General features: G+C 64.0%; 28 protein-coding genes and 1 pseudogene. 19 read left to right on the top strand and 10 right to left on the bottom strand.

What is annotated here, in order from left to right; all coding sequences use genetic code 11:
- Positions 1-3: 3 nt before the first annotated feature.
- The 8 genes from SX1_RS01950 to SX1_RS23660 all read left to right on the top strand — a co-directional run bounded on the left by SX1_RS01950 (position 4) and on the right by SX1_RS23660 (position 7,866).
- Positions 4-780, top strand: a complete 777-nt coding sequence (locus SX1_RS01950; protein WP_026149412.1) for a phosphatidate cytidylyltransferase — start codon at positions 4-6, stop codon at positions 778-780.
- Positions 777-1,937, top strand: coding sequence for a 1-deoxy-D-xylulose-5-phosphate reductoisomerase (locus SX1_RS01955; RefSeq protein ID WP_019051690.1), 1,161 nt, complete (start codon positions 777-779; stop codon positions 1,935-1,937). The genes SX1_RS01950 and SX1_RS01955 overlap by 4 nt, the downstream gene beginning before the upstream one ends.
- On the top strand, positions 1,934-3,067 hold the full coding sequence (gene rseP / locus SX1_RS01960) for an RIP metalloprotease RseP (protein ID WP_017182799.1): 1,134 nt from the start codon (positions 1,934-1,936) through the stop codon (positions 3,065-3,067). Before SX1_RS01955 ends, rseP begins: the two co-directional genes overlap by 4 nt.
- A gap of 87 nt (positions 3,068-3,154) precedes the next feature.
- Positions 3,155-5,842, top strand: coding sequence for an outer membrane protein assembly factor BamA (gene bamA / locus SX1_RS01965; protein ID WP_026149413.1), 2,688 nt, complete (start codon positions 3,155-3,157; stop codon positions 5,840-5,842).
- Positions 5,842-6,498, top strand: coding sequence for an OmpH family outer membrane protein (locus tag SX1_RS01970; protein WP_017182801.1), 657 nt, complete (start codon positions 5,842-5,844; stop codon positions 6,496-6,498). Before bamA ends, SX1_RS01970 begins: the two co-directional genes overlap by 1 nt.
- A 6-nt stretch (positions 6,499-6,504) precedes the next feature.
- Positions 6,505-6,984 (top strand): 3-hydroxyacyl-ACP dehydratase FabZ, encoded by a 480-nt coding sequence (fabZ, locus tag SX1_RS01975; protein ID WP_026149414.1) that lies wholly within the window; start codon positions 6,505-6,507, stop codon positions 6,982-6,984.
- A gap of 189 nt (positions 6,985-7,173) precedes the next feature.
- Positions 7,174-7,398, top strand: coding sequence for a 50S ribosomal protein L31 (gene rpmE, locus SX1_RS01980; RefSeq protein ID WP_006954711.1), 225 nt, complete (start codon positions 7,174-7,176; stop codon positions 7,396-7,398).
- A gap of 117 nt (positions 7,399-7,515) precedes the next feature.
- Entirely contained in the window at positions 7,516-7,866 is a 351-nt protein-coding gene (locus tag SX1_RS23660) for a hypothetical protein (protein WP_255209683.1), read from the top strand.
- A gap of 146 nt (positions 7,867-8,012) precedes the next feature.
- On the opposite strand, the gene aroB is transcribed toward SX1_RS23660, so the two are convergent.
- Positions 8,013-9,119 (bottom strand): 3-dehydroquinate synthase, encoded by a 1,107-nt coding sequence (gene aroB, locus SX1_RS01995; RefSeq protein ID WP_019051694.1) that lies wholly within the window; start codon positions 9,117-9,119, stop codon positions 8,013-8,015.
- Positions 9,110-9,658 (bottom strand): shikimate kinase, encoded by a 549-nt coding sequence (locus SX1_RS02000; RefSeq protein WP_019051695.1) that lies wholly within the window; start codon positions 9,656-9,658, stop codon positions 9,110-9,112. The genes aroB and SX1_RS02000 overlap by 10 nt, the downstream gene beginning before the upstream one ends.
- Before the next feature lie 94 nt (positions 9,659-9,752).
- On the opposite strand from SX1_RS02000, the gene SX1_RS02005 reads away from it, so the two are divergent.
- The 5 genes from SX1_RS02005 to SX1_RS02025 all read left to right on the top strand — a co-directional run bounded on the left by SX1_RS02005 (position 9,753) and on the right by SX1_RS02025 (position 15,193).
- The gene (locus tag SX1_RS02005) at positions 9,753-9,941 is read left to right on the top strand and encodes a hypothetical protein (RefSeq protein WP_017182806.1); all 189 of its coding nucleotides are present in this window, start codon (positions 9,753-9,755) and stop codon (positions 9,939-9,941) included.
- Between the two features lie 5 nt (positions 9,942-9,946).
- Complete coding sequence (locus SX1_RS02010; protein WP_019051696.1) at positions 9,947-11,758, top strand: hypothetical protein; 1,812 nt, start codon at positions 9,947-9,949, stop codon at positions 11,756-11,758.
- Positions 11,758-12,687 carry a tyrosine recombinase gene (locus SX1_RS02015; RefSeq protein ID WP_019051697.1) on the top strand — a complete coding sequence of 310 codons (930 nt, stop codon included), beginning with the start codon at positions 11,758-11,760 and terminating at the stop codon, positions 12,685-12,687. Before SX1_RS02010 ends, SX1_RS02015 begins: the two co-directional genes overlap by 1 nt.
- 11 nt (positions 12,688-12,698) lie before the next feature.
- On the top strand, positions 12,699-13,643 hold the full coding sequence (locus SX1_RS02020; protein WP_019051698.1) for an acetyl-CoA carboxylase carboxyltransferase subunit alpha: 945 nt from the start codon (positions 12,699-12,701) through the stop codon (positions 13,641-13,643).
- A 71-nt stretch (positions 13,644-13,714) separates the two neighbouring features.
- The gene (locus tag SX1_RS02025) at positions 13,715-15,193 is read left to right on the top strand and encodes a M48 family metalloprotease (protein WP_026149415.1); all 1,479 of its coding nucleotides are present in this window, start codon (positions 13,715-13,717) and stop codon (positions 15,191-15,193) included.
- A gap of 63 nt (positions 15,194-15,256) precedes the next feature.
- On the opposite strand, the gene SX1_RS02030 is transcribed toward SX1_RS02025, so the two are convergent.
- On the bottom strand, positions 15,257-15,418 hold the full coding sequence (locus tag SX1_RS02030; protein ID WP_019051700.1) for a Flp family type IVb pilin: 162 nt from the start codon (positions 15,416-15,418) through the stop codon (positions 15,257-15,259).
- Between the two features lie 138 nt (positions 15,419-15,556).
- A complete protein-coding gene (locus SX1_RS02035; protein WP_019051701.1) occupies positions 15,557-15,742 on the bottom strand; it encodes a Flp family type IVb pilin in 186 nt (61 codons plus the stop codon).
- Positions 15,743-15,823: 81 nt separating this feature from the next.
- On the opposite strand from SX1_RS02035, the gene SX1_RS02040 reads away from it, so the two are divergent.
- A complete protein-coding gene (locus tag SX1_RS02040) occupies positions 15,824-16,231 on the top strand; it encodes a (deoxy)nucleoside triphosphate pyrophosphohydrolase (protein ID WP_017182813.1) in 408 nt (135 codons plus the stop codon).
- A 35-nt stretch (positions 16,232-16,266) separates the two neighbouring features.
- Here the strand turns inward: SX1_RS02040 and bfr are convergent, their stop codons facing one another.
- The 3 genes from bfr to SX1_RS02055 form a co-directional block, all read right to left on the bottom strand.
- Complete coding sequence (bfr, locus tag SX1_RS02045) at positions 16,267-16,746, bottom strand: bacterioferritin (RefSeq protein ID WP_017182814.1); 480 nt, start codon at positions 16,744-16,746, stop codon at positions 16,267-16,269.
- A 150-nt stretch (positions 16,747-16,896) separates the two neighbouring features.
- The gene (locus SX1_RS02050; RefSeq protein WP_017182815.1) at positions 16,897-17,067 is read right to left on the bottom strand and encodes a (2Fe-2S)-binding protein; all 171 of its coding nucleotides are present in this window, start codon (positions 17,065-17,067) and stop codon (positions 16,897-16,899) included.
- Between the two features lie 59 nt (positions 17,068-17,126).
- Positions 17,127-18,365 (bottom strand): DUF418 domain-containing protein, encoded by a 1,239-nt coding sequence (locus SX1_RS02055; RefSeq protein WP_043145147.1) that lies wholly within the window; start codon positions 18,363-18,365, stop codon positions 17,127-17,129.
- A gap of 57 nt (positions 18,366-18,422) precedes the next feature.
- On the opposite strand from SX1_RS02055, the gene SX1_RS02060 reads away from it, so the two are divergent.
- Positions 18,423-19,205 (top strand): methyltransferase domain-containing protein, encoded by a 783-nt coding sequence (locus tag SX1_RS02060; protein ID WP_019051703.1) that lies wholly within the window; start codon positions 18,423-18,425, stop codon positions 19,203-19,205.
- Here SX1_RS02060 and SX1_RS23665 read toward each other — a convergent pair.
- The 3 genes and pseudogenes from SX1_RS23665 to SX1_RS02075 form a co-directional block, all read right to left on the bottom strand.
- Positions 19,166-19,513 (bottom strand): annotated as a pseudogene (locus tag SX1_RS23665) (GIY-YIG nuclease family protein). The gene SX1_RS02060 and the pseudogene SX1_RS23665 sit on opposite strands and share 40 nt — an antisense overlap.
- Positions 19,514-19,680: 167 nt before the next feature.
- Positions 19,681-21,870, bottom strand: a complete 2,190-nt coding sequence (gene purL / locus SX1_RS02070) for a phosphoribosylformylglycinamidine synthase subunit PurL (RefSeq protein WP_019051705.1) — start codon at positions 21,868-21,870, stop codon at positions 19,681-19,683.
- Positions 21,871-22,049: 179 nt separating this feature from the next.
- On the bottom strand, positions 22,050-22,430 hold the full coding sequence (locus SX1_RS02075; RefSeq protein ID WP_019051706.1) for a hypothetical protein: 381 nt from the start codon (positions 22,428-22,430) through the stop codon (positions 22,050-22,052).
- Between the two features lie 168 nt (positions 22,431-22,598).
- Here SX1_RS02075 and SX1_RS02080 point away from each other — a divergent pair, with 168 nt between their 5' ends.
- The 4 genes from SX1_RS02080 to SX1_RS02095 all read left to right on the top strand — a co-directional run bounded on the left by SX1_RS02080 (position 22,599) and on the right by SX1_RS02095 (position 25,109).
- Positions 22,599-22,871 carry an exodeoxyribonuclease VII small subunit gene (locus SX1_RS02080; RefSeq protein ID WP_019051707.1) on the top strand — a complete coding sequence of 91 codons (273 nt, stop codon included), beginning with the start codon at positions 22,599-22,601 and terminating at the stop codon, positions 22,869-22,871.
- Complete coding sequence (locus tag SX1_RS02085) at positions 22,868-23,791, top strand: polyprenyl synthetase family protein (RefSeq protein ID WP_019051708.1); 924 nt, start codon at positions 22,868-22,870, stop codon at positions 23,789-23,791. Before SX1_RS02080 ends, SX1_RS02085 begins: the two co-directional genes overlap by 4 nt.
- 5 nt (positions 23,792-23,796) lie before the next feature.
- A complete protein-coding gene (coaD, locus tag SX1_RS02090) occupies positions 23,797-24,309 on the top strand; it encodes a pantetheine-phosphate adenylyltransferase (RefSeq protein ID WP_017184153.1) in 513 nt (170 codons plus the stop codon).
- Positions 24,310-24,389: 80 nt separating this feature from the next.
- Complete coding sequence (locus tag SX1_RS02095) at positions 24,390-25,109, top strand: peptidylprolyl isomerase (protein ID WP_017184154.1); 720 nt, start codon at positions 24,390-24,392, stop codon at positions 25,107-25,109.
- Positions 25,110-25,230 lie beyond the last annotated feature (121 nt).

Raw genomic sequence — 25,230 nt, forward strand, 5'->3', positions numbered from 1 at the left:
GGCATGGGCAGTGAATTGCGCACCCGCGCCGTCGTGGGCGTCGTACTGATTGCGGTGGCGCTGGGTGCGTTGCTGTCTGGCGGGCTGCTGTTCTGGGCGCTGCTGTCGGTGGCGGGCGTGCTGATGCAGGCCGAATGGGCCGATTTGAGCGGCGCATCGGCCGATCACAAGAAATTGTCGATGTACGCCGTTTCGGTGCCGCTGGCGATATTATGCCCGCTGGCCGCTGGCCTGTCCTGGTTTGCGATCGGCCTGCTGGTTGCGGCTTTTCTGTTCGTGATCGGGGGGACCCGATCCGTCCGGCTGGCGCTGGGTGTCCTGTATGTCTGCCTGCCGGTCATGGCGCTGCTGTTCCTGCGCGGGCAGGGGCCGAACATCTTTGGCCTGACGCTGGCGCTGTGGGCGCTGGCCCTGGTGTGGGCGACGGATATTGGCGCCTATTTTGCGGGCCGGTCGATCGGTGGACCGAAGCTGGCGCCGCGGATCAGCCCGTCCAAGACCTGGTCGGGGCTGGGTGGCGGCGTAGTGGCGGCGTTGCTGATCGGATTTCTGTTGCACCGTTTTGCCGGGCTGCCGATCGAACTGGCGGCGGCAAGCGGCCTGCTGGCGGTGGCGGCGCAGGCGGGCGATCTGCTGGAAAGCGCGATGAAGCGGCGGGCGGGGGTCAAGGATAGCGGATCGCTGCTGCCGGGTCATGGCGGCGTGCTGGACCGGCTCGACGGGGTGGTGACCGCCGCGCCGCTGGCCGCCCTGCTCTATCTGATGCTGGTGCTGCGATGACGCGGAAGGTTTCGATTTTCGGCGCGACCGGGTCGGTGGGCCAGTCGACACTGGACCTGATCCGGCGGGATCGCGACGCCTATGACGTGGTGGCGCTGACGGCGAACAGTGACCTGGACAGTCTGGCGGCGCTGGCGCGGGAGGCGGGCGCCAAGGTGGCGGTCATCGGCCAGGAGCGGCTGTACGGCGCGCTGAAGGAGGCGCTGGCCGGGACGGCGATCGAGGCGGCGGCGGGCGAGCAGGCGCTGGTCGATGTCGCGGGGGCCGGGGCGGACTGGACGATGGCGGCGATCGTGGGGTGCGCAGGGTTGCGGCCGACCATGGCGGCGCTGAAGGCGGGCGGCACGGTGGCGCTGGCCAACAAGGAATCGCTGGTGTCGGCGGGCGGGCTGATGATGGCGGCGGCTGGCGTGTCCGGCACGACATTATTGCCGGTGGACAGTGAGCATAATGCGATTTTCCAATGCCTTGCCGGCAGTTCTTTAGAAGATGTCGCGCGCATTACGCTGACCGCCAGCGGCGGGCCGTTCCGCACGCGGAGCCGGGCGGAGATGGCCGACATCACCCCCGCGCAGGCGGTCGCGCATCCCAACTGGTCGATGGGCGCCAAGATCAGCGTCGATAGCGCGACGATGATGAACAAGGGGCTGGAGCTGATCGAGGCGGCGCATCTGTTCCCCGTCGGCCTAGACCGGATCGAGATATTGGTCCACCCGCAATCCGTGATCCATTCGATGGTCGAATATCGCGACCGATCGACGCTGGCGCAGCTGGGATCGCCCGATATGCGGATACCGATCGCCCATGCGCTCGCCTGGCCCCAGCGGATCGCGACGCCGTGTCAGCCGCTCGACCTGGCCCGGATCGGCCGGCTGGATTTCGAAGCGCCCGATCAGGATCGCTTCCCCGCCTTGCGCCTGACGCGCGAAGCGGCGGCGGCTGGCGGGGCGATGCCCGCGATCCTGAACGCAGCCAATGAGGCGGCGGTCGCGGCGTTTCTGGGCGGCAGGATCGGCTTCCTTGATATCGCCATGATTGTGGAGGAAGTATTGAACCGCTATAGCGCGCCGACGCCCTCCACGATTGAAGACGTGCTGGCGGCGGACGCCGGTGCGCGTGCCGTGGCGGGCGATGTGATGGAAAGATTGACGGTTTGATCCACAATCCCGGTTTTCTGCTGACTGTTCTGGCATTTGTGGCGGTCATCGGGCCGCTCGTTTTCGTGCATGAGCTGGGCCATTATCTGGTCGGGCGCTGGTGCGGGGTGAAGGCGGAGGCGTTTTCGATCGGCTTCGGGCCGGAACTGTTCGCCTGGGTCGACAAGCGCGGCACGCGCTGGCGCGTCGCGGCGCTGCCGCTGGGCGGCTATGTCCGCTTCAAGGGCGACATGAACGCGGCCAGCATGACCGATCCGGCCTGGCTGGAACTGCCCGCCGCCGAGCGGGCGCAGAGCTTTCCGGCCAAGCCGCTGTGGCAGCGCGCGGCGATCGTGGCGGCGGGGCCGGCGATCAATTTCCTGTTCGCGATCCTGATATTGGCGACGTTCGCCTTCGTGCATGGCGAAAGCCGGACTCCGGCGGTTGCGGGACAGGTGCAGCCGGGCAGCGCGGCGGCGGCGGCGGGGATATTGCCGGGCGACCGGATCGTGTCGCTGGGCGGGCGCGAGATGACGACCTTCGACGATATTCGTCTCTATGCCCAGATCCGTCCCGGCGAAGCGGTCGCCATGGTGATCGAGCGCGATGGCAGGACGTTCGCCAAGGACGGCAAGATCGGCAGCGTGACCGAGGATGACGGCTTCGGGAACAAGTTCCAGATCGGCCGGTTGGGGCTGGCCCCCGGCGATCCGGTGGTCGAGCCGGTAAGCCTGTTGCGTGCACCGGTGGTCGCTGTGGAGCGGACAGGGCAGATCGTCCGCACCATGGTCGAGACGATGGGCCAGATCATCAGTGGTGGCCGATCGGTCAAGGAACTGGGCGGCCCGTTGAAGATCGCGCAGGTTTCCGGGCAGGCGGCGACGATGGGGCTGGAAAGCTTCATCTTCTTCGTCGCGCTTATCTCGATTAACTTGGGGTTCATCAACTTGTTGCCAATCCCGATGCTGGATGGCGGGCATCTGCTGTTTTACGGGATAGAGGCGGTGCAGCGGCGGCCGGTCAGCGAACGGGTGCAGGAATGGGCCTATAAATCTGGCCTGGCCGCGCTGCTGACCATGATGGTGCTGGTGACTTTCAACGATTTGTCGTCTTTCGGGCTTTGGAAAAGCCTGTCCGGCTTGATCGGCTGACGCGCATGGGGCAGGGAGGCGCGGTTTGGCGTCGTCTGTGTCGGCGGAAACAATTTTATACTGTTTGAGGTGATGCGGGTGACAGCGATGATGAGCAGCAAGAGGCAGCGCCCGGTCGTCACGGCCCTGTTGGCGACGACGATGATCGCCGGGCTGACAGCGGTTCCGGCAAAGGCGCAGCAGGCTGCTCCCCCGGCCGGTGCACCGGCGCTGGCGCCGCCCGTTGCCCCGGCACCGGTGGGTACGATCCGCGCAATCAATGTCACCGGCACCCAGCGGCTGGAGCCGGACACGATCCTGTCCTACACCAAGCTGCGCGTCGGCCAGCCCTTCACCCAGGAAACGCTCGATCAGGGTCTGCGCGACCTGTACGAGACCGAATTGTTCGCCGACGTCCAGATCCGCAACGACAATGGCACACTGACGGTCGAGGTGAAGGAAAATCCGGTCATCAACCGCATCGTGCTGGAAGGCAACAAGCGGCTGAAGGACGACAAGATCCGGCCAGAAATCAAGCTGGCCCCGCGCCAGATCTATACCCGTTCCAAGGTCCGCGCCGATGTGGCTCGCATCATCGAACTCTATCGTCGTCAGGGCCGCTTTGCCGCCAGCGTCGAACCCAAGATGGTGCAGCTCGACCAGAATCGTGTCGACATTGTCTTTGAAATTACCGAAGGGCCCAAGTCCAAGGTTCGCCAGATCAACATCATCGGCAATGACAAGTTCAAGGACGGCGAACTGCGCAGCCAGATGGTGACCAAGCAGTCACGCTGGTTCCGCATCTTTTCGTCGGGCACCAGCTATGATCCCGATCGCCTGGCCTATGACCAGCAGAAGCTGCGCCAATTCTACCTGACCGAAGGCTATGCCGATTTCCGGGTGATTTCGGCCGTGGCGGAACTGACGCCGGACAAGCAGGACTTTATCATCACCTATGTGGTGGAAGAGGGCGATCGCTACAAATTTGGCGATGTGAAGGTCGAATCCGACATTCGCGACCTGTCGGGCGATGGGCTGACCAAGCGCCTGCCGATGAAGAAGGGCGACTGGTATAACGCCAAGCTGGTCGAGGATACGGTCGATACGCTGAGCGAGACTGCCGGCCTGTTCGGCTATGCCTTTGCCGACGTGTCGCCCGATTTCCAGCGCGACAAGGATACGCTGACGATGGGGATCAATTTCCGCATCGCCAATGCGCCGCGCGTCTATGTCGAGCGGGTCGACATCAACGGCAATACGTTGACGCAGGACAAGGTGGTACGCCGCGAATTCCGTCTGGCCGAAGGGGACGCGTTCAACAGCTTCCTGGTCAAGCGGTCGAAGGACCGGATCAACTCGCTCGGCTTCTTCCAGGAGAAGCTGGACGTGGAGCAGAAGCCCGGTTCCGCGCCTGACCGGATCATCCTGGAAACCAATGTGCAGGAAAAATCGACCGGCGAATTGTCGCTGTCGGCCGGTTTCTCGTCGCTGGAACGCTTCATCGTGTCCGCATCGATCACCCAGCGCAATTTCCGCGGCAAGGGCCAGGAACTGCGCACGTCCGTCAATTACTCGGCCTATAGCAAGTCGGTCGAAGTCGGGTTCACCGAACCCTATTTCCTGGACAAGAATATCGCGCTGGGCGGCGACATCTATCGCCGCGATCTCAACAGCTTCCGGTTCCTGGGCAACGGGACCAACAGTCGCGATACGACCTATGAACAGACGACCACCGGCTTTCAGATCCGGGCGGGCGTACCGATCACCGAATATATGTCGCTGGCGCTGCGTTACAGCCTCAATTTCGACGATGTGACGCTCGACAGGGCGACCTATTATTCCGATCCCGATGGCGCGGGTCCGCTGGCGGAGCGTTGCGACCCGCTGCTCGCCGGTCGTTATCTGTGCGACGCGATTGGCAAGCGGACGACATCGTCGCTTGGCTACTCGCTGATTTATGACACGCGCGACAACCGCATCCGCCCGACGCGGGGCAACAATGTGGTGCTAAGCCAGGATTTCGCGGGTCTGGGCGGCAGCGTCAAATATGTCCGCACGCGCGTCAACGCCTCCAAATTCTGGCCGCTGGGCGCGGGCTTCATCTTCTCCCTGTCGGGTGAGGGCGGCTACATTCATTCGCTGGAAGGCGAGCGGCTCGACCCGGACGGCAACCCGACCGAGCGCATCCGGCTGGTTGATCGCTTCTTCCTTGGCGAACCACAGTTCCGCGGCTTCAACATCCGCGGCGTGGGTCCACGGGTGAAGCGCTACTTCCTCCAGGCCACGACCGATGAGAACAACAACATCACCGGTTATGACCGGGTCACTGGCCGGAACAACATCACCGACGACGCGCTGGGAGGCCGCATCTATTACCAGGCGCGGGCCGAAGTGGAGATACCACTGGGATCGGGCGCGCGTGAAATGGGGCTGCGGCCGTCGATCTTTGTCGACGCAGGCGCGGTGGCCGGCATCAAGGATCCGGTGCTGATCAACGGCAATGGCAGCTTCGCCGGCTATTGCGACCCAACGACCAACGCACCGACCGGATCGACGCGGGTACGCGCCACCGGCACGGCGCGGGCGCCGGTCTGCGGCACCAATTTCACCTTCTCGGGCGGCAATTTCGAGGAAGAATATCTCGGCGACACGCTCAAGCCGCGCCTGTCGGTCGGCTTTGGCGTCAACTGGAACTCGCCCTTCGGCCCGTTCCGTATCGACATCGCCAAGGCGCTGCTGAAAGAACCAGGGGACGACACCAAGCTCATCACCTTCAACGTAGGGACTCAATTCTGATGAAGACCATTATCAAGGCTGCGGCGCTCGTTTTCGCGCCGATGACCGCCATTGCGCTGACCGCCGTTCCGGCCGCAGCCCAGTCCAAGATGGGCATTGCCGTCGCTGACCTGCAGCGCGCGGTCGGCACCAGCGCCGCCTATACCGTCGCCCGCACCCAGATGCAGACGACCTACAAGCCGCAGATCGATGCGTTCAACGCGCGCAAGACTGCGATCGACGCCGACCTCAAGACGAAGGGCGACGCGATCCAGAAGGCGCTGACCGCAGCGGGCAACAAGCCGACCCCGGCGATCGAAACCCAGTATCAGGCGTTCCAGCAGTCGCAGCAGAGCGCGCAGGCCGAATTGCAGCGCATGGGCCAGCCGATCGCGCTGGCCAACGCCTATGTCGAAGAGCAGATCACGGCCAAGCTGTCCGACGCGCTGAAGGCGGCGATGGCGAAGGCGAAGGTCGATCTGGTGCTGGCCCCCGATGCGACCGTGTCCTATCAGCCGACCGTCGACATTACCGATGCCGTCGTGACCGAAATCAACGCACTGGTGCCCAGCGTGTCGATCACGCCGCCAGCCGGCTGGCAGCCGGGCCGTCAGGGTCAGGCCGCAGCCCCGGCTGCCGCGCCTGCCAACCCGGCGCAGGCCCCCAAGTCGCGCTGATAGATAATGACGGGAGAGGTTGAAACGATCAGCGCGCGTGGCCCGATGGATGTCCGTCGGGTCATGGCCGCGCTGCCGCATCGTTACCCGATGCTGCTTATCGACCGCGTGGTGTCGCTGGTGCCCAACCAGTCGATCCACGCGATCAAGGCGGTGTCGGTGAACGAACCCTTTTTTCAGGGCCATTTCCCGACCCGGCCGATCATGCCGGGCGTGCTGATCGTCGAAGCGATGGCGCAGGCGGCGGGCGTGCTGGCGGTGGAATCGATGAACCTGGCCGATTCGGGCAAGCTCGTCTATTTCATGAGCATCGACGGCGCGAAATTCCGGTCGCCGGTTGAGCCGGGCTGTCTGCTCGACCTGCATGTCGAAGTGACCCAGAATCGTGGCGCAATCTGCAAATTTGCGGGCAAGGCGATGCTGGGCGACAAGCTGGCCGCGGAAGCACAGTTCGTCGCGATGATCAGCGACCCGCCCCAGGATTAAACTATTCCTGTCACCCCAGCGAAAGCTGGGGTCTCGCTTCCTCTGTTGCATCCGAAGAAAAGTGAGATCCCGGCTTTCGCCGGGATGACGGACTATTGCCACAGGGCGTCAAACCCGCTAACGGCGCGCCTTCGCACTTTTCCCGCATCCACAGCCGGTCGGAACCGGCACATTACGGAGCACGACGCCATGAAGGCCGATATTCACCCCGACTACCACATGATCACCGTCCAGATGACCGACGGTACGACGTTCCAGACCCGTTCGACCTGGGGCAAGGAAGGCGACAAGATGGCGCTCGACATCGACCCCAAGTCGCATCCTGCATGGATCGGTGGCCAGCGTCAGCTGGATCAGGGCGGCCAGGTGGCACGCTTCAACAAGCGCTTTGGCGGCCTGACGCTGAAGAAGTAATCGGCCTTCCAAAGGCAGGAATGAAAAGGGCGCCCGCGAGGCGCCCTTTTTGTTGGTGGCGGAGATGGGTGGGTTGCGGAAGGACGGCTTTACAGGTGCAAGCACCGTATAGGAGACATGAATCTCACCGTCACCCCAGCGAAGGCTGGGGTCTCAGGCGTAGATGCGCCACAGTCGGATATGGCGCGGGGCGGCCACACCTATGTGATGACCAATAAGCAAAGGGCGTTGTCTATATCGGCCTCACAGCCGACATCGCTGCGCGCGCCGAATATAATCGAAACGACACTGGCTTCGCTTTGTGGAAGAAGCCAATCCAGATTGGCGGGATATGTCAGACGTTATCTTCTGACGCCTGAGACCCCAGCCTTCGCTGGGGTGACGATCAAGGAAATGGCCGGTTCCAAGTCACGGCGCAGCATATTCCAGCGGCAATTTCTGGTCGTTTCCGATCATCCTCCCCTGTAAGGGGAGGTGGATGGCCGTAGGCCAGACGGAGGGGTATCCGCCTATCGATAGGGCGACACCCCTCCACCACTTCGTGGTCCCCCTCCCCTTGCAGGGGAGGAATTTGCGGGCGCTCCGCTCTGCGCCCTCGACGAGCGCGGCATTCTTCAGGCTGATCGATCCGCGTCCAGAAACGCCGCCACGTCGTCCAGCACGACATCTTTTGACAGGAAGGTCTGGCCGATGCCGCGGGCGAGGAGGAAGGGGAGGGTGCCGGCCTCCATCTTCTTGTCGTGAAGCATATGGCCGACCAGCGCCGTGCCGTTGGCGGTGACGTGGGCGGTGGCGAGATTGTGGGGCAGGCCGACGGCTTTGAGGTGCGCGGTGACGCGATCGGCATCGGATTGGGGGCAAAGGCCGAGATGCGCGGAATAGCGGAAGGCGAGCGCCATGCCGGCCGCGACGCCCTCACCATGCAGCAGCGTGTCGCAAAAGCCGGTGTCGGCCTCCAGCGCGTGACCGAATGTGTGGCCAAGGTTGAGCAGGGCGCGGCGGCCTGACGTCTCGCGCTCGTCATCGGCGACGATCGCCGCCTTGGCGCGGACGCTGCGTTCGATCGCGATGGTGCGAGCTTCGGGATCACCGGCCAGCAGCGCTTGCGCATTAGCTTCGCACCAGCCGAAGAAATCGGGATCGTCGATCAGGCCATATTTGACGACTTCGGCATAGCCCGCGCGGGTTTCGCGTTGGGGGAGGCTGTCGAGCGTCGACGGATCGATCAGGACGAGGGCGGGCTGGTAGAAGCTGCCGATCAGATTCTTGCCTGCCGCCGTGTTGATCGCGGTCTTGCCGCCGACCGACGAATCGACCTGGGCCAGCAGCGTGGTGGGCACCTGGATGAAGTGGCAGCCGCGCTTGAGGATGGAGGCGGCAAAGCCCACGAGATCGCCGATCACGCCGCCGCCAAGGGCCACGACATGATCGCCGCGCTCAATCTCCAGCGCCAGCAGCGCGTCGAGCAATTGTTCCAGATGCCGCCAGCTCTTGGTCTGTTCGCCCGGCGGCAGGATGATCGGTTCCAACGTTACATTTGCGGCGCGCAGGCTGGCGTCGAGCCGGGGAAGCTGGGCGGCGGCGACATGGGCGTCAGTGACGACGACGATCCGCCCCTTGCGCGCATAAGGGGCCAGGATGGCGCCAGCGCGGTCGAGCGCGCCCTGTTCCACGATGATGTCATAGCTGCGCGCGCCGAGCGCGACCGGGACTATTGCCATGCCGTCAGATGCTCCATGATGCGGTCGACCGTGATGTCGTGGGGCGCCGCGATACTCTTCACATGAATGGGGGCGAGCGCGTAAACCGGATTGCGCACTGCGGCCAGATCCGTCAGCACCGTGCGGGGATCGCGATCCTTGAGCAGGGGGCGGCCTTCGCGGCGCGACACGCGATCGACCAGCACGTCGATGTCGGCGTCCAGCCATATCGCGGTCGCCTGATCCAGGATCAGCGCGCGCGTGTCATCCTGCATGAAAGCGCCGCCGCCGGTCGCGATCACCTTGGGCGCGCCGTCCATCAGCCGGGCTATCACGCGGCGTTCGCCGTCGCGGAAATGGGGTTCGCCATAGCGGGCGAAAATCTCCGTAATGGAAAGCCCGGCGGCTTTTTCAATCTCTTCATCGGCATCGACGAATGTGACGCCAAGCCGCGCGGCAAGCCGCCGTCCGACGGTGGATTTGCCCACGCCCATCATGCCTACCAGGACGATGGGACCGCGCTTGGCGTGAGTAGCGGGGAATTTGCTGTTTCGCTGCATGGCGACCGGGGCTATACAGCCAGCCGTCACAGAGGCAAATCGCATCTTTCCCTGTCGTTTCGCATGATGGCGGGACCAGCCGTAGCAAGGACTCATGAAGAACAACCGCAATTTGAGCAGTTTTGAGGGCGCTGGCCGCCGTCGTGGTACGCGCCTGCCGATCCTGCCCATCATCCTGGTGGTGCTGGTCGTCGCGCTGCTGGCCTTCCTGTGGTCGCGCGGTGGCGAGCAGCCGCAGCAGCGTGTCGAGAAAGTCATCCCTGCCGAGAAGCTGGGCCAGTAACGCCCATGCGCAGGTCCGGGGGTAAGGCGAAATGGGCGTTCGGCAGCTTTGCGCTGGCATTGGCGCTGCCCGTCGTGGCGCAGCAGGCGCCCGAATCGCTGTTGCCGCCCGGTTTTGGCGACGCACCTGAAACACCAGCGCCAGCCCCTGCGCGCCCCGCGCCCGCGCCAACGCCCGGCGGCGTGCCAGCCCCCGCGCTCAATCCCGCGACCCCGCCCGACCTGGCGCTGCTGCCGGATGAGGCGGCCAATGCCGCCGAAGAGGAACTGACGCCGGAAGAACTGGCGGCGCAGAAGGCCAAATATGACCTGCCCGAAACGGCGCGCCGCTCGTTGGACCGCATCGGCCCGCTGACGCCCGCGACGCGCGGGATGGAGCCCAATGCCTTTGGCAACCAGTCGGGCAAATTCCTCGCCACGCTGATGCAGCAGACCCATGCGCCGATCATGTCGCGCTGGGCCGCGATCCTGCTGCGGCGGGCGCTGTTGTCGGCGGTGGATACGCCGCGCGATATTGACGGGGCGGACTGGGTGGCCGAGCGTGCCTGGCTGCTGCTGCGCATGGGGGAGGCGGACAGCGCCCGGCTGTTGGTGCAGAGCGTCGATCCCGACCGCTATTCCCCGCGCCTCTATGCCATCGCGATGCAGACCTATCTGGCCAGCGCGGACCCGGCCGGGCTATGCCCGCTGTCGGAAGGGGCGCTGCGTTTCAGCAAGGAGCCGGGCTGGGACATGACACGGGCGATCTGCCCGGCCTTGTCGGGCGATCAGGGGTCTGCCAGCGGTGCGCTCAATCAGGCGCAGCGGCGCGGCGTGGTGCGCGGCGTCGACTATCGACTGGCGGAAAAGCTGGTCGGCACCGGCTTCAATGCGCGCCGTTCGGTGAAGATAGAATGGGACGGGGTCGATCGGCTGACCGCCTGGCGCTTTGGTCTGGCGACTGCGCTGAATGTCGAGATTCCCGATGCGCTATATGGCACGGTCGGAACGCATGTGCGGGCGTGGGAAGCGCGTGCGCCCGCGCTGGCGCCCGTGCAGCGCCAGCCTGCGGTCGACATCGCGGCCCGGCTTGGCGTGTTTTCCAACGCGGCGCTGGTTGATTTCTACAGCCAGTTGGCGGCCGATGGCGATGCGCCGACGGAGATTGCCGACCGGATCGACGCGCTGCGCACCGCCTATACCGGTGCGACGGTGGGCGCGCGGATCGGCGCGATGCAGACTTGGTGGCAGGATGGCGCACGGCCTGACTATGTCGGGCTGATCGCGACGGCGCGGGCAGCGGCGGCCCTGCCGGTCGCGCAGGCCGACGCGCGCGATACCGCCAATCTGGTCGCGGCGATGATGACCGCCGGTTATGATCGCAATGCGGCGCGCTGGGCGCGGGCGCTGGGCCAGATCAATGGCGATGGCGCGGCGCAATTCTGGGGGCTGCTCGCCGTTGGTGCGCCAAGCCCGGTGGTCGACATCAACGAAGGCCGGATAACCAGCTATATTGGCGAAGCGGGGCCGCAGAAGGGCCGGATGCTGATCGCGGCGCTGGCGGGCCTGGCGCGGCTGTCGGCCAATGACATGGCGAGCCTGGCGCGTGACAATGGCGTCAATCTGGCCGCCAACAGCCGCTGGGCGCGCGCGATTGGCGCGGCCGCCCAGCGGGGCGAAAAGGGTACGGTCGCGCTGTTGGCGGCGGTGGGGATGCAGGGGAGCGATTGGAACCGCCTGCCGCCGGAGCATCTTTATCATATCGTCGCCGCGCTTCATCGCGTCGGGCTGGACCCTGAAGCGCGGATGATCGCGGCGGAGGCGATCACGCGGCTTTGATGGGGGACGATGATGCCCTGATCGACCGTTTTCTGGAGATGATGGCGGCGGAGCGGGGCGCGTCGCGCAACACTTTGCTGGCCTATCGCGCCGACCTGAACGGCGCAGGTGCGCTGATTGGCGGCCTGGCCGGGGCAAGCAAGGAGGCGCTGGGCAGGCTGGCGGGCGAATGGGCGACGCTGGCGGCATCGTCCGTGGCGCGCAAGGCATCGGCGCTGCGGGCCTTTTACGGGTTTCTGGAAGAAGAAGGGCTGCGCGCGGATAATCCTGCCAGCGCGCTGCCGCGCCCGGTGATGCGGCGTCCATTGCCCAAGATTTTGTCGGGGGCCGAAGTCGATATGCTGTTCGCGCTGATCGCCGAGCGGCTGGCGGTGGCGCATCCGGCGCCGGGCGATCTGCGGCTGTCGGCATTGATCGAGCTGCTGTACGGGTCTGGGCTGCGCGCGACCGAACTCGTCTCCCTGCCGCGCCGGGCGCTGGCGGCAGACCGGCCCTTCCTGATTTTGAAGGGGAAGGGCGGGCGTGAGCGGTTGGTGCCGATTTCCGACCGGGCGCGGGCCGCGGTTGCAAGCTGGCTGACACATGTGCCGTCCGAAAGCGCCTGGCTGTTTCCGTCGGGGAAAAGCTATTTGAGCCGTATCCGGCTGTACCAGATCGTCAAGGCGCTGGCGGCGGCGGCGGGGATAGCGCCCGAACGGGTCAGCCCGCATGTGCTGCGTCACGCCTTTGCCACCCATTTGCTGGAGGGCGGGGCGGATTTGCGCGCGCTTCAGTCGATGCTGGGCCATGCGGACATCGGCACCACGCAAATCTACACCCATGTGGACAGCCGCCGCCTCGTCGAACTGGTCAATAGCCGCCACCCATTGGGGCAGATGGTGCCGAAAATGCCACAGCCGCGCGTTGACGACGACGCTTCATCGCCCTAACGCCATGCGCCATGGTCAGCTTTCTGGAATTTGAAAAGCCCGTTGCCGAACTGGAAGCGCGCATCGTCGAACTGCGCGCCACTGCCAGCGTCGGCGACATCAATATCGACGGCGAGATCGCGACGCTGGAGCAGCGCGCGGCGAAGATGCTGGCCGATACCTATGCCAAATTGACGCCCTGGCAAAAGACGCAGGTGGCGCGTCATCCCGAACGTCCGCATTTCAAGGATTATGTTGCGGGCATGTTCGACAATTTCCTGCCGCTGGCGGGCGACCGCGCCTTTGCCGACGATCAGGCGATACTGGGCGGCTTTGCCACGCTGGGCGAGCGGCGGGTGATGGTGATCGGCCATGAGAAGGGCGACGATACCGCCAGCCGGGTGCGGCACAATTTCGGCATGGCCAAGCCCGAAGGCTATCGCAAGGCGATCCGCCTGATGGAACTGGCGGATCGGTTCGGCCTGCCGGTGGTGACGCTGGTGGATACGTCGGGCGCTTTCCCCGGCGTGCAGGCGGAAGAGCGTGGGCAGGCCGAAGCGATTGCGCGGTCGACCGAGGCGTGCCTGAAGCTGGGCGTGCCAATGGTGTCGGCCGTGGTGGGCGAAGGCGGTTCTGGCGGTGCGATCGCGCTGGCGGCGGCCAATCGCGTGCTGATGTTCGAACATGCCGTCTATTCCGTGATTTCCCCCGAAGGCTGCGCGTCGATCCTGTGGCGCACCGCCGACAAGGCGAGCGACGCGGCCACGGCGATGCAGGTGACGGCGCAGCATCTGAAAAATCTGGGCGTGATCGACACGATCGTGCCCGAACCGGTGGGCGGGGCGCATCGCGATCCGGTCGAGGCGATTGCCAGCCTGGGCGCGGCGATCGAGGCGGAACTGGCGGCGCTCGACGGGATGGATGCGTTGGCGCTGCGCACCGACAGGGCGGACAAATTTCTCGCCATCGGCGCTTGAACGACGCTTGACGGGGAACGCTCCGGCCTTTCTTCTCGTTACGATGCGGTAATTGAGGAGGAATTCAGGGGATGAACTGGAAGTTGTCTCTGGCATGCGTCGGAGTGGGCATGGCCGCGCTGGCGGCTGCGCCTGCCGTCGTGGGCCAGCAGCGTGCCATACGCACCACGTCGTCGATCAGCGCGCAGGACAAGGCGAGCGGGGCCAAGCAGCATCCTGAACTGCTCAAGGAATTTGGCGGCGCCTATGCAGGGCCTCAGGCGCGCTATGTCGAGAGCGTGGGGCGTCGCATCGCGGTGCAATCCGGCCTGTCCAACGCGCAGAGCGATTTTACCGTCACGCTGCTCAATTCGCCGGTCAACAACGCCTTCGCGATTCCGGGCGGCTATGTCTATGTCACGCGCCAGTTGATGGCGCTGATGAATGATGAGGCGGAACTGGCCGGGGTGTTGGGGCATGAAGTCGGCCATGTCGCGGCCCGCCATGGCCAGCGGCGGCAACAGGCGGCGCAGCGCAATGCGATCGGCGGCGCCTTGCTGGGCGTTCTGACTGGTGCGTTGCTGGGCGATTCGGGCTTTGCCGGGCTGATTCAGAAAGGGATCGGCACGGGCAGCCAGTTGCTGACGCTGCGATTTTCACGCACGCAGGAATATGAGGCCGACGATCTGGGCATTCGTTACCTGGCATCGGGCGGCTATGATCCGCGCGCTTTATCGGGGATGCTGGCGTCACTGGCGGCGCAGAGCAATCTGGATGCGCGGGTTACGGGCAGTGCGCGGACCATGCCGGAATGGGCCAGCACCCATCCCGACCCCGCATCGCGCGTCGCGCGCGCGTCCAAGGGCGCAGCGAGCAGCGGATCGAAGAGCGTGGTGCGCAACCGCGACGCCTTCCTCAATGCGCTTGACGGCCTGCTCTATGGCGACGATCCCCGGCAGGGCGTGATAGAGGGTAACCGCTTTCGCCATCCCGACCTCCGCCTGAGCTTCACCGCGCCGACCGGCTTTGGCATGGAAAATAGCGCCGACGCGGTTTCGGTGACGGGATCGGGTGGGCAGGCGCAATTTGGCGCGGCGCCCTATTCCGACAATCTGGCGGCCTATATCGACAATGTCTTCGCGAAACTGGGCGGCACCAATGGCAGCGTGCCGGAAGGTGAGGCGCGCCGCACGACGATCAACGGTCTGCCCGCCGCGTGGCGCACCATGCGCGCCAACAGCCAGTCGGGCGCGGTCGATGCGACTGTTTTCGCTTATGATTTTGGCGATGGGAAGGCCTACCACTTTCTGTTGCTGACAGCGGCGGGACAGGGCATCGGCCCGTTCAACACCATGGTCCAGTCGGTTCAGCGCCTGTCACCGCAGGAAGCTGCTGCCATCAAGCCGCGCCGGGTCGATGTCTTGACGGTCAAGGCGGGCGATACTGTCCAGTCGCTCAGTCGGCGCATGGCCTATAGCGATTATCAGCTGGAGCGGTTTCTGACGATTAACGCGCTGACGGCGAATGCATCGCTGCGACCGGGGCAGCGCGTGAAGATCGTCACTTGGTAAAGTCAAACGAAAAGGGGCGGCGAAGTTGCCTTCGCCACCCCCTGTTTCGACAATGTGTCGGGCTTACTTCAGGTTGCCCGAAACGTTGTCGAACGTGTTGCTGAGCTTCGAGCCCAGGCTGGTCATCGCGCCAATGGCGGCGACGGCGATCAGAGCCGCGATCAGGCCGTATTCAATGGCGGTCGCGCCCTTTTCGTTCTTCAGCATCTTACGGATGAACTGCATGTGATGTCTCCTTGTCTTGAAACTGCGTTTAACTACCCGGCCGCCCCGCTCAAATTGATGTGGTCAGCAAGGAACGAATTAGAGAAGGTCAGTTGAAAAACAGTTAATGGGGATCAAGTGGCTGTCAGATATTGATGGTTAACGGGATGTTACTTCATGGGCCATGTTGTTCCACATGCCCGTCGTCTTGTTTGCGACGTTCGTCAGGGCAGTGATCATGGCGAGCACAACCATGGCGATGATCAGGCCATATTCGACCGCGGTCGCCCCACGTTCGCATCGTATGAGCCCCAAGCGGGCGATGATTTCGATGAACCCGCGCATATGGCTTCCAGTTCGCTACAGACAGTCCCGCATAGACCTGTAAAAGACGCGCGGTTAACAAAGCCCTTTCATCGGACCTTTATGGACAGTTTTTCGCCTTTATGGGTGGTCGCCGCCGCCTTGATCGACGCGGATGGCCGCGTTCTTGTGCAGCAAAGACCGCCTGGTCGGGCGATGGCAGGGCTATGGGAGTTTCCCGGCGGCAAGCTGGAACCCGGTGAAACGCCCGAAGCGGCGCTGATCCGCGAGTTGGAGGAGGAACTGGGTATCCGCACCCATGCCAGTTGCCTGGCGCCCGCAACCTTTGCGAGCGAGCCGCTGGGCGACAGGCATTTGCTGCTGCTGCTCTATGTCTGCCGGAAATGGGAAGGTGTGGCGCAGGCGCGCCATGCCACCGCGCTGCAATGGGTGCGCCCCGCGCAGATGTACGGTCTGGACATGCCGCCCGCCGATCTGCCGCTGATCGGGATATTGGAGGCTTTACTGTAGGGGGAGGGGACGACGCCCCCTCCCGGCGACATATGTCAGCCCTCTGCCGGCTTGCTCTGTAGCTGGACATAATTCTGGATGCCCATGCGCTCGATCATTTCGAACTGGGTTTCCAGCGTGTCGATATGTTCTTCCTCGCTTTCGAGGATGTATTGGAACAGGTCGCGGGTCACATAGTCGCGAATCGATTCGCAATAGGCGATCCCATCCTTGAGCGGGGGCAGCGCCTCATATTCCAGCGCCAGGTCGGCCTTCAATATTTCCTCGACCGTTTCGCCGATCTTGAGGCGGCCAAGCAGCTGAAAATTGGGCAGGCCGTCGAGGAAGAGGATGCGCTCCGCCAGCTTGTCAGCGTGCTTCATCTCGTCGATCGATTCCTCATATTCAAACTTGGCGAGCTTTTCGACGCCCCAGTGATTGAGGATGCGATAGTGGAGGAAATATTGATTGATCGCGGTCAGCTCATTTTTGAGGACCTCGTTCAGATAGTCGATGACCTTCGGGTCGCCTTTCATGGCGGATACTCCGGCTTGGGGGGGATTACCGCCGGACTATAGGCGTCGGGTTCGTTGCTGTTAAGCCAAAAAACCTTGATATTCCGCCATTTTATCGTCCGCTATTGCGCCGGCTTCGCGATCGGCAAGTGCGGATGATTTGCAATGCTATCAGGCCGAGGCGCGTTCCGCGGCGATGATCGTGCGGGCGAAGGGCACGCACTGGCCGCATTTGGGGCGGCGGCCAAAGCGGGCATAGGCGCTGCACGGCGTGTCGGCGCCATCGCGCACGGCTTCCTTCAAGTCCTTTTCACGAATGGCATTGCAAACACAGACGACCATCGAAACACTCTCCTGATAGGGAGAGAGATAGCGCAGATGATAATAGGTCGCAATAGTAATCAGCTGCTCTTGCGAATCTTTTGCGGTTGGCCGCGGATCAGGCTGCGCCAGAGCCATTCCGCCGGGCCAACGGCGAATCGCGACAGCCAAAGCGGCGACCAGAGCAGCATTAACGCCCAGGCGCCCAGCACGAAGGGCAGGAGCAGGGCGGGGCGGACATGGCCGAACAAGCCCAGCCCCCAGCCATAGAAGAGCGATGTCATGAGCAGGGTGGACCCCAGATAGTTGCTGAGCGTCATTCGCCCGGTGGCAGCCAGGCGGGCGACCAGCGGGTGATCGCGATAACGGGCAAGCAGCCACAGGATGAGCGCGGCCCAGCCCACGGCAAGCGGTATGCGGAAGGGGAAGGACCAGAGCAGGACGGTGCCGAAAGCAGGTAGCGGAGCGAAGCCACTGGCGATGATCCAGATGGCAAGGCCGATCATCGGCGGCAGGCCGATGAGGAAGCAATGGCGCGCGGTGCGCCAATATTGATCGGCCGGCCAGCGGCCCGTGAGAAAGCCGCCCTTGAGCATCGCCATGCCCAGCAGCATGAAGCCCAGCACGTCCAGAGCGGTGAACATGAAACCCCAGAACCATTCGCCGGGGAAAGAAGCGAGCTTGTGCGACAGGATCGTACCAAAGCCGCTGCGATAGGTGGCGATGTCCGCGCGGACGCCGGGGCTGGCCGGGTCCGCCAGCGATGCCATGAAGGTCGCGAAGCCGTTGCGCGTGGCCGTTCCCGCGCCGGGCAAGGCGGCGGCATGACCCCAGGCATAGAGAGTGGCGAGAAAGGCGGCGCAGATCAGGAAGTGAAAAAGGAAGATCAGGAAAGCGCTTTTGACGAGCGCCATGGGTTCCTGTCGCACGAAGCCGAGCGCCACCAGACTGACGACCGCATAGATCGCCAATATGTCCCCCCACCAGAGCAGCAGATAATGGGCCATGCCTATAACGAATAGCCAGCCTGCGCGGATCATCTGGCTGCGGCGGCCATCACCCCCGGCCATTTCCTCCCGGTCGATCAGCAACAGCATCGACGCGCCGAACAGCATGGCGAACAGCGCGCGCATCTTGCCGTCGAACAGAATCAGGCTGCTCATCCAGAAAGCGATGTCACCAATGCGGAGCGGCCCCGATGCCGCCGGGTTGAAATAGGCGGATTGGGGCTGGGCGAAGGCCGTGATGTTCATCCACAGGATGCCCATCACCGCGCAACCGCGCAGCACGTCCATGGCGGGGATACGGGGGGATGTCATGACGCTTCCTTGAAGGGGACTGGTCAGCGGCGCAAGCCTCTGCCAAGGCGCGTAGCCATGATTGATGGCTCCAGGCAATGGCGCAAGCAACGGATCAGCGACGCCTTCGGCGCGGCGGCGGCGCATTATGATGACCATGCCGGGCCGCAGCGGCTGGCGGCGGCGCTGGTGGCGGACATTGCCCAGCGGCAAAAGCCCGATGGGGTCACGCGGATATTGGAGATTGGTTGCGGCACCGGATTCCTCACGCGCGACATACAGGCGCGCTGGCCGGGCGCAGAGATGGTCGTGACCGACCTGTCGCCAGGGATGCTGGAACAGGCCGCGTCCGCTGGCCATGTCGCGGGGCGGTTCCTGACGATGGACGGGGAAGCGCCGATCTTCGACGGGCCGTGGTTCGACCTGATCGTGTCCAGCCTGGCGTTCCAATGGTTCGATGATCTGGCGAGCGGCATTGCGCGACTGGCGGAGCTGTTGCGGCCGGGCGGGAGCCTGATTTTCTCGACCATGGGGCAGGGCAGCTTTGCCCGCTGGCGGGCCGCGCACGCGCGCTGCGGGCTGGTGGCTGGCGTGCCGGATTATCCGACGCTGGACGATTTGCGCGCGATGCTGGCGGGGTTTGGCGACGCCTTCGCCTTTGACGAGGAGTATGCGCTGAATTGCGGCGGCGCGCGGGGGCTGATCGCCCATTTACGCGGGATTGGCGCGGTGGTTCCGGGCGAAGGGCGCGCGCCGCTATCGCCGGGCGATTTGCGGCGGGTGATGGCCGCATTCGAGGCTGAAGGCAGCAATGATAGCTATCAGATTCTGTTCGGACGGGTGACGCGAGGCGTGGCGTGATCCGGCAGGCGTTCAAAACCCAATCCGATAGCGAGATCGTCCCAGTGCGGGGTCAATTCCTCAATCATGCTGATTTTCCAGGCGCGGTTCCATTTTTTCAAGCGTTTCTCGCGGAGGATAGCTTCATCCATCGTGCCGTGCTGCTCGAATCACATGAGGCGGTTTACGCCGTAGTCACGGGTGAAGCCGGGGACTGCACTGGTGCGATGCTGGTGGAGGCGGGCGATGAGGTCTGATGTAACGCCGATATAGAGGGTGCCGTTGCGTTGGCTGGCTAGGATATACACGCAAGGCTGGCGGATTCGCATGGCGTGGTTTTAACAATAGCCGTCGTTCCCACGGAAGTGGGAACCCATGTTGCACCGAACGGTAGGCGCGGGGGTACGCTACGGGCGGGCGCGTTGCGCCCCGATTGTATCAAGGTGCGTGACGGGCGTTGGGTCCCCGCGTCCGCGGGGACGACGGGGGTTTGGGATTAAAGTTCGCTGTCCATCAGCTTGGGGAAGAAGCCTTCATGGGCGGCGCGCAGGTCGGTGAGGGGGACGCCGGCGACGGTCGATCCGCCGGTGGTGCCGATGCGGATTGCGCCCGGAATGTCGATGCCTGGCGATGCGGTGACGACATAGCGGCCCTGATCTTCGCCAAAGGCGGCGGCGGTGGAGAGCGTGTCGTCGAGCTGCGCGCCGATTTTGCCCGCCAGCGCCATTTCGGCGATCGTGACGATCAGGCCGCCATCGGCAATATCATGAACGGCATTGACCGAGCCCGATGCGACCAGGGTGCGGATCATGTCGGCATTGGCGCGCTCGGCAGCCAGATCGACCTTGGGTGCTTCGCCCGCTTCACGACCGGCGATTTCGCGCAGCCAGATCGACTGGCCCAGATGCGTGCCCAAAGCACCTTCTGGCCCGCCGATCAGCCAGATGGCGTCGCCTTCATTCTTGAACGCGACCGTCGCCATCACATCGACGTCCGCCAGCAAGCCGATCCCGCCAATTGCGGGCGTAGGCAGAATCGCGCTGCCGCCGCCGGTCGCCTTGCTTTCGTTATAGAGCGACACGTTGCCGCTAACGATCGGGAAGTCCAATGCGCGGCAGGCGTCGCCCATGCCGTCAAGGCAGCCGGTCAGCTGCGCCATGATTTCGGGGCGCTGGGGGTTGGCGAAGTTGAGGCAGTTGGTGACGGCCAGCGGCTTTGCGCCGACCGCGCTCAGGTTGCGATAGCATTCGGCAATCGCCTGCTTGCCGCCTTCATAGGGGTCTGCATAGCAATAGCGCGGGGTGCAATCGGTGCTGATCGCAATGCCCTTGCTGGAGCCGTGAACGCGAACGACGGCCGCATCGCCGCCGGGGCGCTGGACGGTGTCCGCGCCGACCATATGGTCATATTGTTCCCAGATCCAGCGGCGGCTGGCGATGTCGGGGCTGCCCATCAGCGTGACGAGGTCCGCGCCGATGTCGGTGGATTCGGGGATGTCGCCAAGTGGCTGGACGCCCGACCAGGTCTTATAGTCGTCCACCGGCATGGAGGGGCGATCATAGAGCGGGGCGTCGTCCGCCAGCGGAGCCAGCGGAATGTCGCACACGGTTTCGCCATGATGGACCAGGACCATGCGACCCGTGTCGGTGACTTCGCCGATCACCGCGAAATCCAGTTCCCATTTGTGGAAAATGGCCTCTGCAAAGGCTTCGCGGCCCGGCTTCAAGACCATCAACATGCGCTCCTGGCTTTCGGAGAGCATCATTTCATAGGCAGTCATGCCGGTTTCGCGCTGCGGCACGGCATCCATGTTGAGGAGCAGGCCGACGCCGCCCTTCGATGCCATTTCGACGCTGGAGGAGGTGAGGCCCGCCGCGCCCATATCCTGAATAGCGACGATCGCGTCGGATGCCATGAGTTCAAGGCAGGCTTCGATCAGCAGCTTTTCGGTGAAGGGATCGCCGACCTGCACGGTGGGGCGCTTGGCGTCGGCATCGTCGCCGAAATCGGCGCTGGCCATGGTCGCGCCATGGATGCCGTCGCGGCCGGTCTTGGAACCGACATAGACGATGGAGTTGCCCACGCCCGATGCGGCGGAATAGAAAATCTTGTCGGTGTCCGCGATGCCCACGGTCATGGCGTTGACCAGGATATTGCCGTCATAGGCGGGGTGGAAATTGACTTCGCCGCCTACGGTGGGCACGCCGACGCAATTGCCATAGCCGCCAATGCCGCGCACCACGCCGCTGATCAGGTGGCGCATCTTGGGATGATCGGGCCGACCGAAGCGCAGCGCGTTCATATTGGCGACCGGGCGCGCGCCCATGGTGAACACGTCGCGCAAAATGCCGCCAACGCCGGTCGCCGCACCCTGATAGGGTTCGATATAGCTGGGGTGGTTGTGGCTCTCCATCTTGAAGATCGCCGCCTGACCATCGCCAATATCGACCACGCCTGCATTTTCGCCGGGGCCGCAAATGACCTGCGGGCCAGTTGTGGGCAGCTTCATCAGGTGGATCTTGGAGCTTTTATAGCTGCAATGTTCCGACCACATGACCGAGAATATGCCCAGTTCCGTGAGGTTCGGTTCGCGGCCGATCGCTTTCAGGACGCGGTCATATTCTTCCGGGCTGAGGCCATGTTCGGCGACGATTTCCGGGGTGATGTGGGGAGCGGTGCTGGACATGTGCGCGCCTTTAGCGGGGCCAAGCGGGATTCACAATGGTAGGGGTGTCGGATGCTGTCGATAGCGTCGAACCCCCTCTTCCAACTTCGCCCACCCAGCGGGAAGAAGATGTGTGGAACAAGAAAAGGCCGGACCTTTAGGGAAAGGTCCGGCCTGGGAATGAGGAAGCTGCGCGCGTCTTAGACGTGGCAGGCCTGTGCGCCCTTGCCGGGCACGGTGATGGTGACGTCGTCGCCCGCGCCGCTGACTTCAAAGCCTTCGGCCGTGAAGGGCTTGCCGACTTCTTCCGCCTTCAGCGTGGTGGCGGGGCCGCCCTTTTCAGTGCGCAGCTGGGCCGTCTTGTCGTCGCTCATATAGTCGACGAAGATCAGGCTGTTGTCCTTGCACCGGAACTGCTTGTTGGCCTTGACCGACGGGGGCAGCTCGACAGGCGCGGCATTGGCCAGTTCGGCAGCCATCGGATCGGCAGGGCCGCCAACGACTTCAGGTTCGTCATTCTTGTTGCAGGCGCTCAGCAGAGTGAGCGAGGCAACGGCGATCAGGGGAATGTAAAATTTCATAGCGGTCCTTCTATGTGCACCTGCAACATCCTGCGTCAACGCAAAACTGCGCTTAATCCCCCATCGCTATCATATGACGTCATGACGACACGATGACAGTCATGAAAGCGGGCATGAAAGCCGGTGTGATGGCTTGACCGGGGCGGCAGTGGCGGTCAATGCAGGGACATGGCAGACGATAGCAGCACGGCCCCTTCCAATTCGGCCCTTGATCCGGCCAATCTTTCTTTCGAGGATGCGCTGCGCGCGCTCGAAACGATCGTGCGGCGGCTCGAAAGCGGCGACGTGCCGCTCGACGAGTCGATCTCGCTCTATGCGCAGGGCGAGGAATTGCGCAAACGCTGTACGGAGCGGCTGGCGTCGGCGGAGGCGCGGATCGCCAAGCTGACGACAGACGCCAGCGGCGCCGTAACCGGCGCGCAGCCGTTCGGCGCGGAATGAGCGGCATGATCGGGGGAGAGACGGCCTCCGCCGGGGCATTGGTCAAGGCGCGCTCGGCAGAAGTCGCGGCGGCGATCGACCGGGCGTTCGACCATCTGCTGAGCGTGCCGGACGATCCACGGGCGCGACTGTATGAGGCGATGCGCCACGCCGCGATCGGCGGCGGCAAAAGGTTGCGGCCATTGCTGGTGCAGGCGACCAGCGACCTGTTCCATCTGTCGCGCGAATCGGCGCTGCGGGTCGGCCTGGCGATCGAGTGCATCCATGTCTATTCGCTGGTGCATGACGATCTGCCCGCGATGGACAATGACGACATGCGCCGGGGCAAGGCGACCGTCCACAAGGCGTTTGACGAGGCGACGGCCATATTGGCCGGCGATTGCCTGCACGATCTGGCGTTCCAGATCTTGTCCGACGAGGAAACCCATCCCGACCCGTTCGTGCGGATAGAATTGGTGCGCGCGCTGGCGCTGGCCAGCGGTCCTGCGGGCATGGCGGGCGGGCAGATGATGGACCTGGAGGCGGAACATGCCCGGTTCGACCTGGCCACCGTCACCCGGCTGCAAAACCTAAAGACCGGGGCGCTGATCGCCTTTTGCGTCGATGCCGCCGCGATCATGGCCCGCATCCCGGTCGATGCGCGCACCGGCTTGCATGGCTATGCGCGCGACATCGGGCTGGCGTTCCAGATTGCCGACGATCTGCTGGATGTAGAGGGCGACGCGACGGTGGCGGGTAAGGCGCTGGGCAAGGATGCGGCGGCGGGCAAGGAAACCTTCGTGTCGCTCCTGGGCGTCGATCGGGCGCGGGCGCAGGCGCACATGCTGGTCGATCAGGCCAAGGCGCATCTGCATGGCTATGGCGCGGAAGCCGACCTGCTGCGCGCCATAGCCGACTATATCGTGGAAAGGGATCGCTAAACGGCATGAGCAAGCAGCGCATAGGTGTCTATCCCGGCACGTTCGACCCGATTACATTGGGGCATATGGACATCATCCGGCGCGGCGCGAAGCTGGTCGACCGGCTGGTGATCGGTGTGACGACCAACATCAGCAAGTCGCCCATGTTCAGCGATGAGGAACGGCTGGAGATGGTCCGGCGCGAATGCGCGGCGATCGACGCCGACATTGTGGTCGTCGGCTTCAACTCGCTGCTGATGGACTTTGCCGAATCGCAGGGCGCGAGCGTCATCATTCGCGGGCTGCGCGCGGTCGCCGACTTTGAATATGAATATCAAATGGCGGGGATGAACCAGCAGATCAACGCCCGCGTCGAAACGGTATTCCTGATGGCGGACGTGTGCCTGCAACCGATCGCGTCGCGACTGGTCAAGGAAATCGCGCTCTATGGCGGGCCGATCCATAAATTTGTGGGGCCGGTGGTGCGCGACGAAGTCGTGGCGCGGGTAGAAAAACTGGGGCGCAAGGGCAGCGTATAAGCTCGCTCAGCCTGCGTTCAGTTGCCAATCGCGATCAGCGCGCTATCAGGACGGCCAAGATATTGAGGAAAGTAAGTCCCATGCGTTTCACCTGCGCGCTCAAGACCGTGGCGATCGGCATCGCCCTCACTGCGTCCGGCATGGCCTATGCCCAGGGCGGCGGTAGCAAGGGCGATGAATTGAAGAAGGCGGAGGCTGCGGCGCGGGCGGCGGAGAATGCCAAGTCGCTGGGCGGCGACCTGACCCCCAAGCTGCCGCCTGCGGTGGTGCCGGCCGATCCGCAGAATATCTGGGATCTGGACCTGTCGAGCGGCGGGCGGGTGCGTATCCAGCTGCGCCCCGACATCGCGCCCAACCATGTCGAGCGGATCAAGGAACTGACCCGGCAGGGTTTCTACAATGGCCTGAAATTCCATCGCGTCATTCCCGGCTTCATGGCGCAGGGCGGCGACCCCAAGGGCGATGGCACGGGCGGTTCGACGTTGCCGGACCTGAAGGCCGAGTTCAACCCGATGCCCCATTTGCGCGGTACCGTGTCGATGGCCCGCGCCCAGAGCGAGGATAGCGCCAACAGCCAGTTCTTCATCGTGCTGTTGCCCAGGATGCAGCTCGACAAGAAATATACGGTGTTTGGCCGGGTGATCGAGGGCATGAATTATGTCGATGCGATTGCGCAGGGCGAACCGCCCGCCAACCCGACCGTGATCCTGCAAGCGTCGATCGAGAGCGACGGCAAGCCGCCGGTGACCGCGCCCGTCGCCCCGGTCGCGCCGTCGATTATTGGCGCGCCGGCGAAATAAGCGGGAGAAGGGGCTGGTTCGTCCGGCCACCATCCCTTCGCTTTATCATGATTATAGCACCGGGTGTTCCCGCGAAGGCGGGAATCCAGTCCAGAGGGGGACTGGGTTCCCGCCTTCGCGG

The sequence above is a fragment of the Sphingobium xenophagum NBRC 107872 genome, from assembly GCF_000367345.1.
Taxonomy (GTDB): Bacteria; Pseudomonadota; Alphaproteobacteria; order Sphingomonadales; family Sphingomonadaceae; genus Sphingobium; species Sphingobium xenophagum.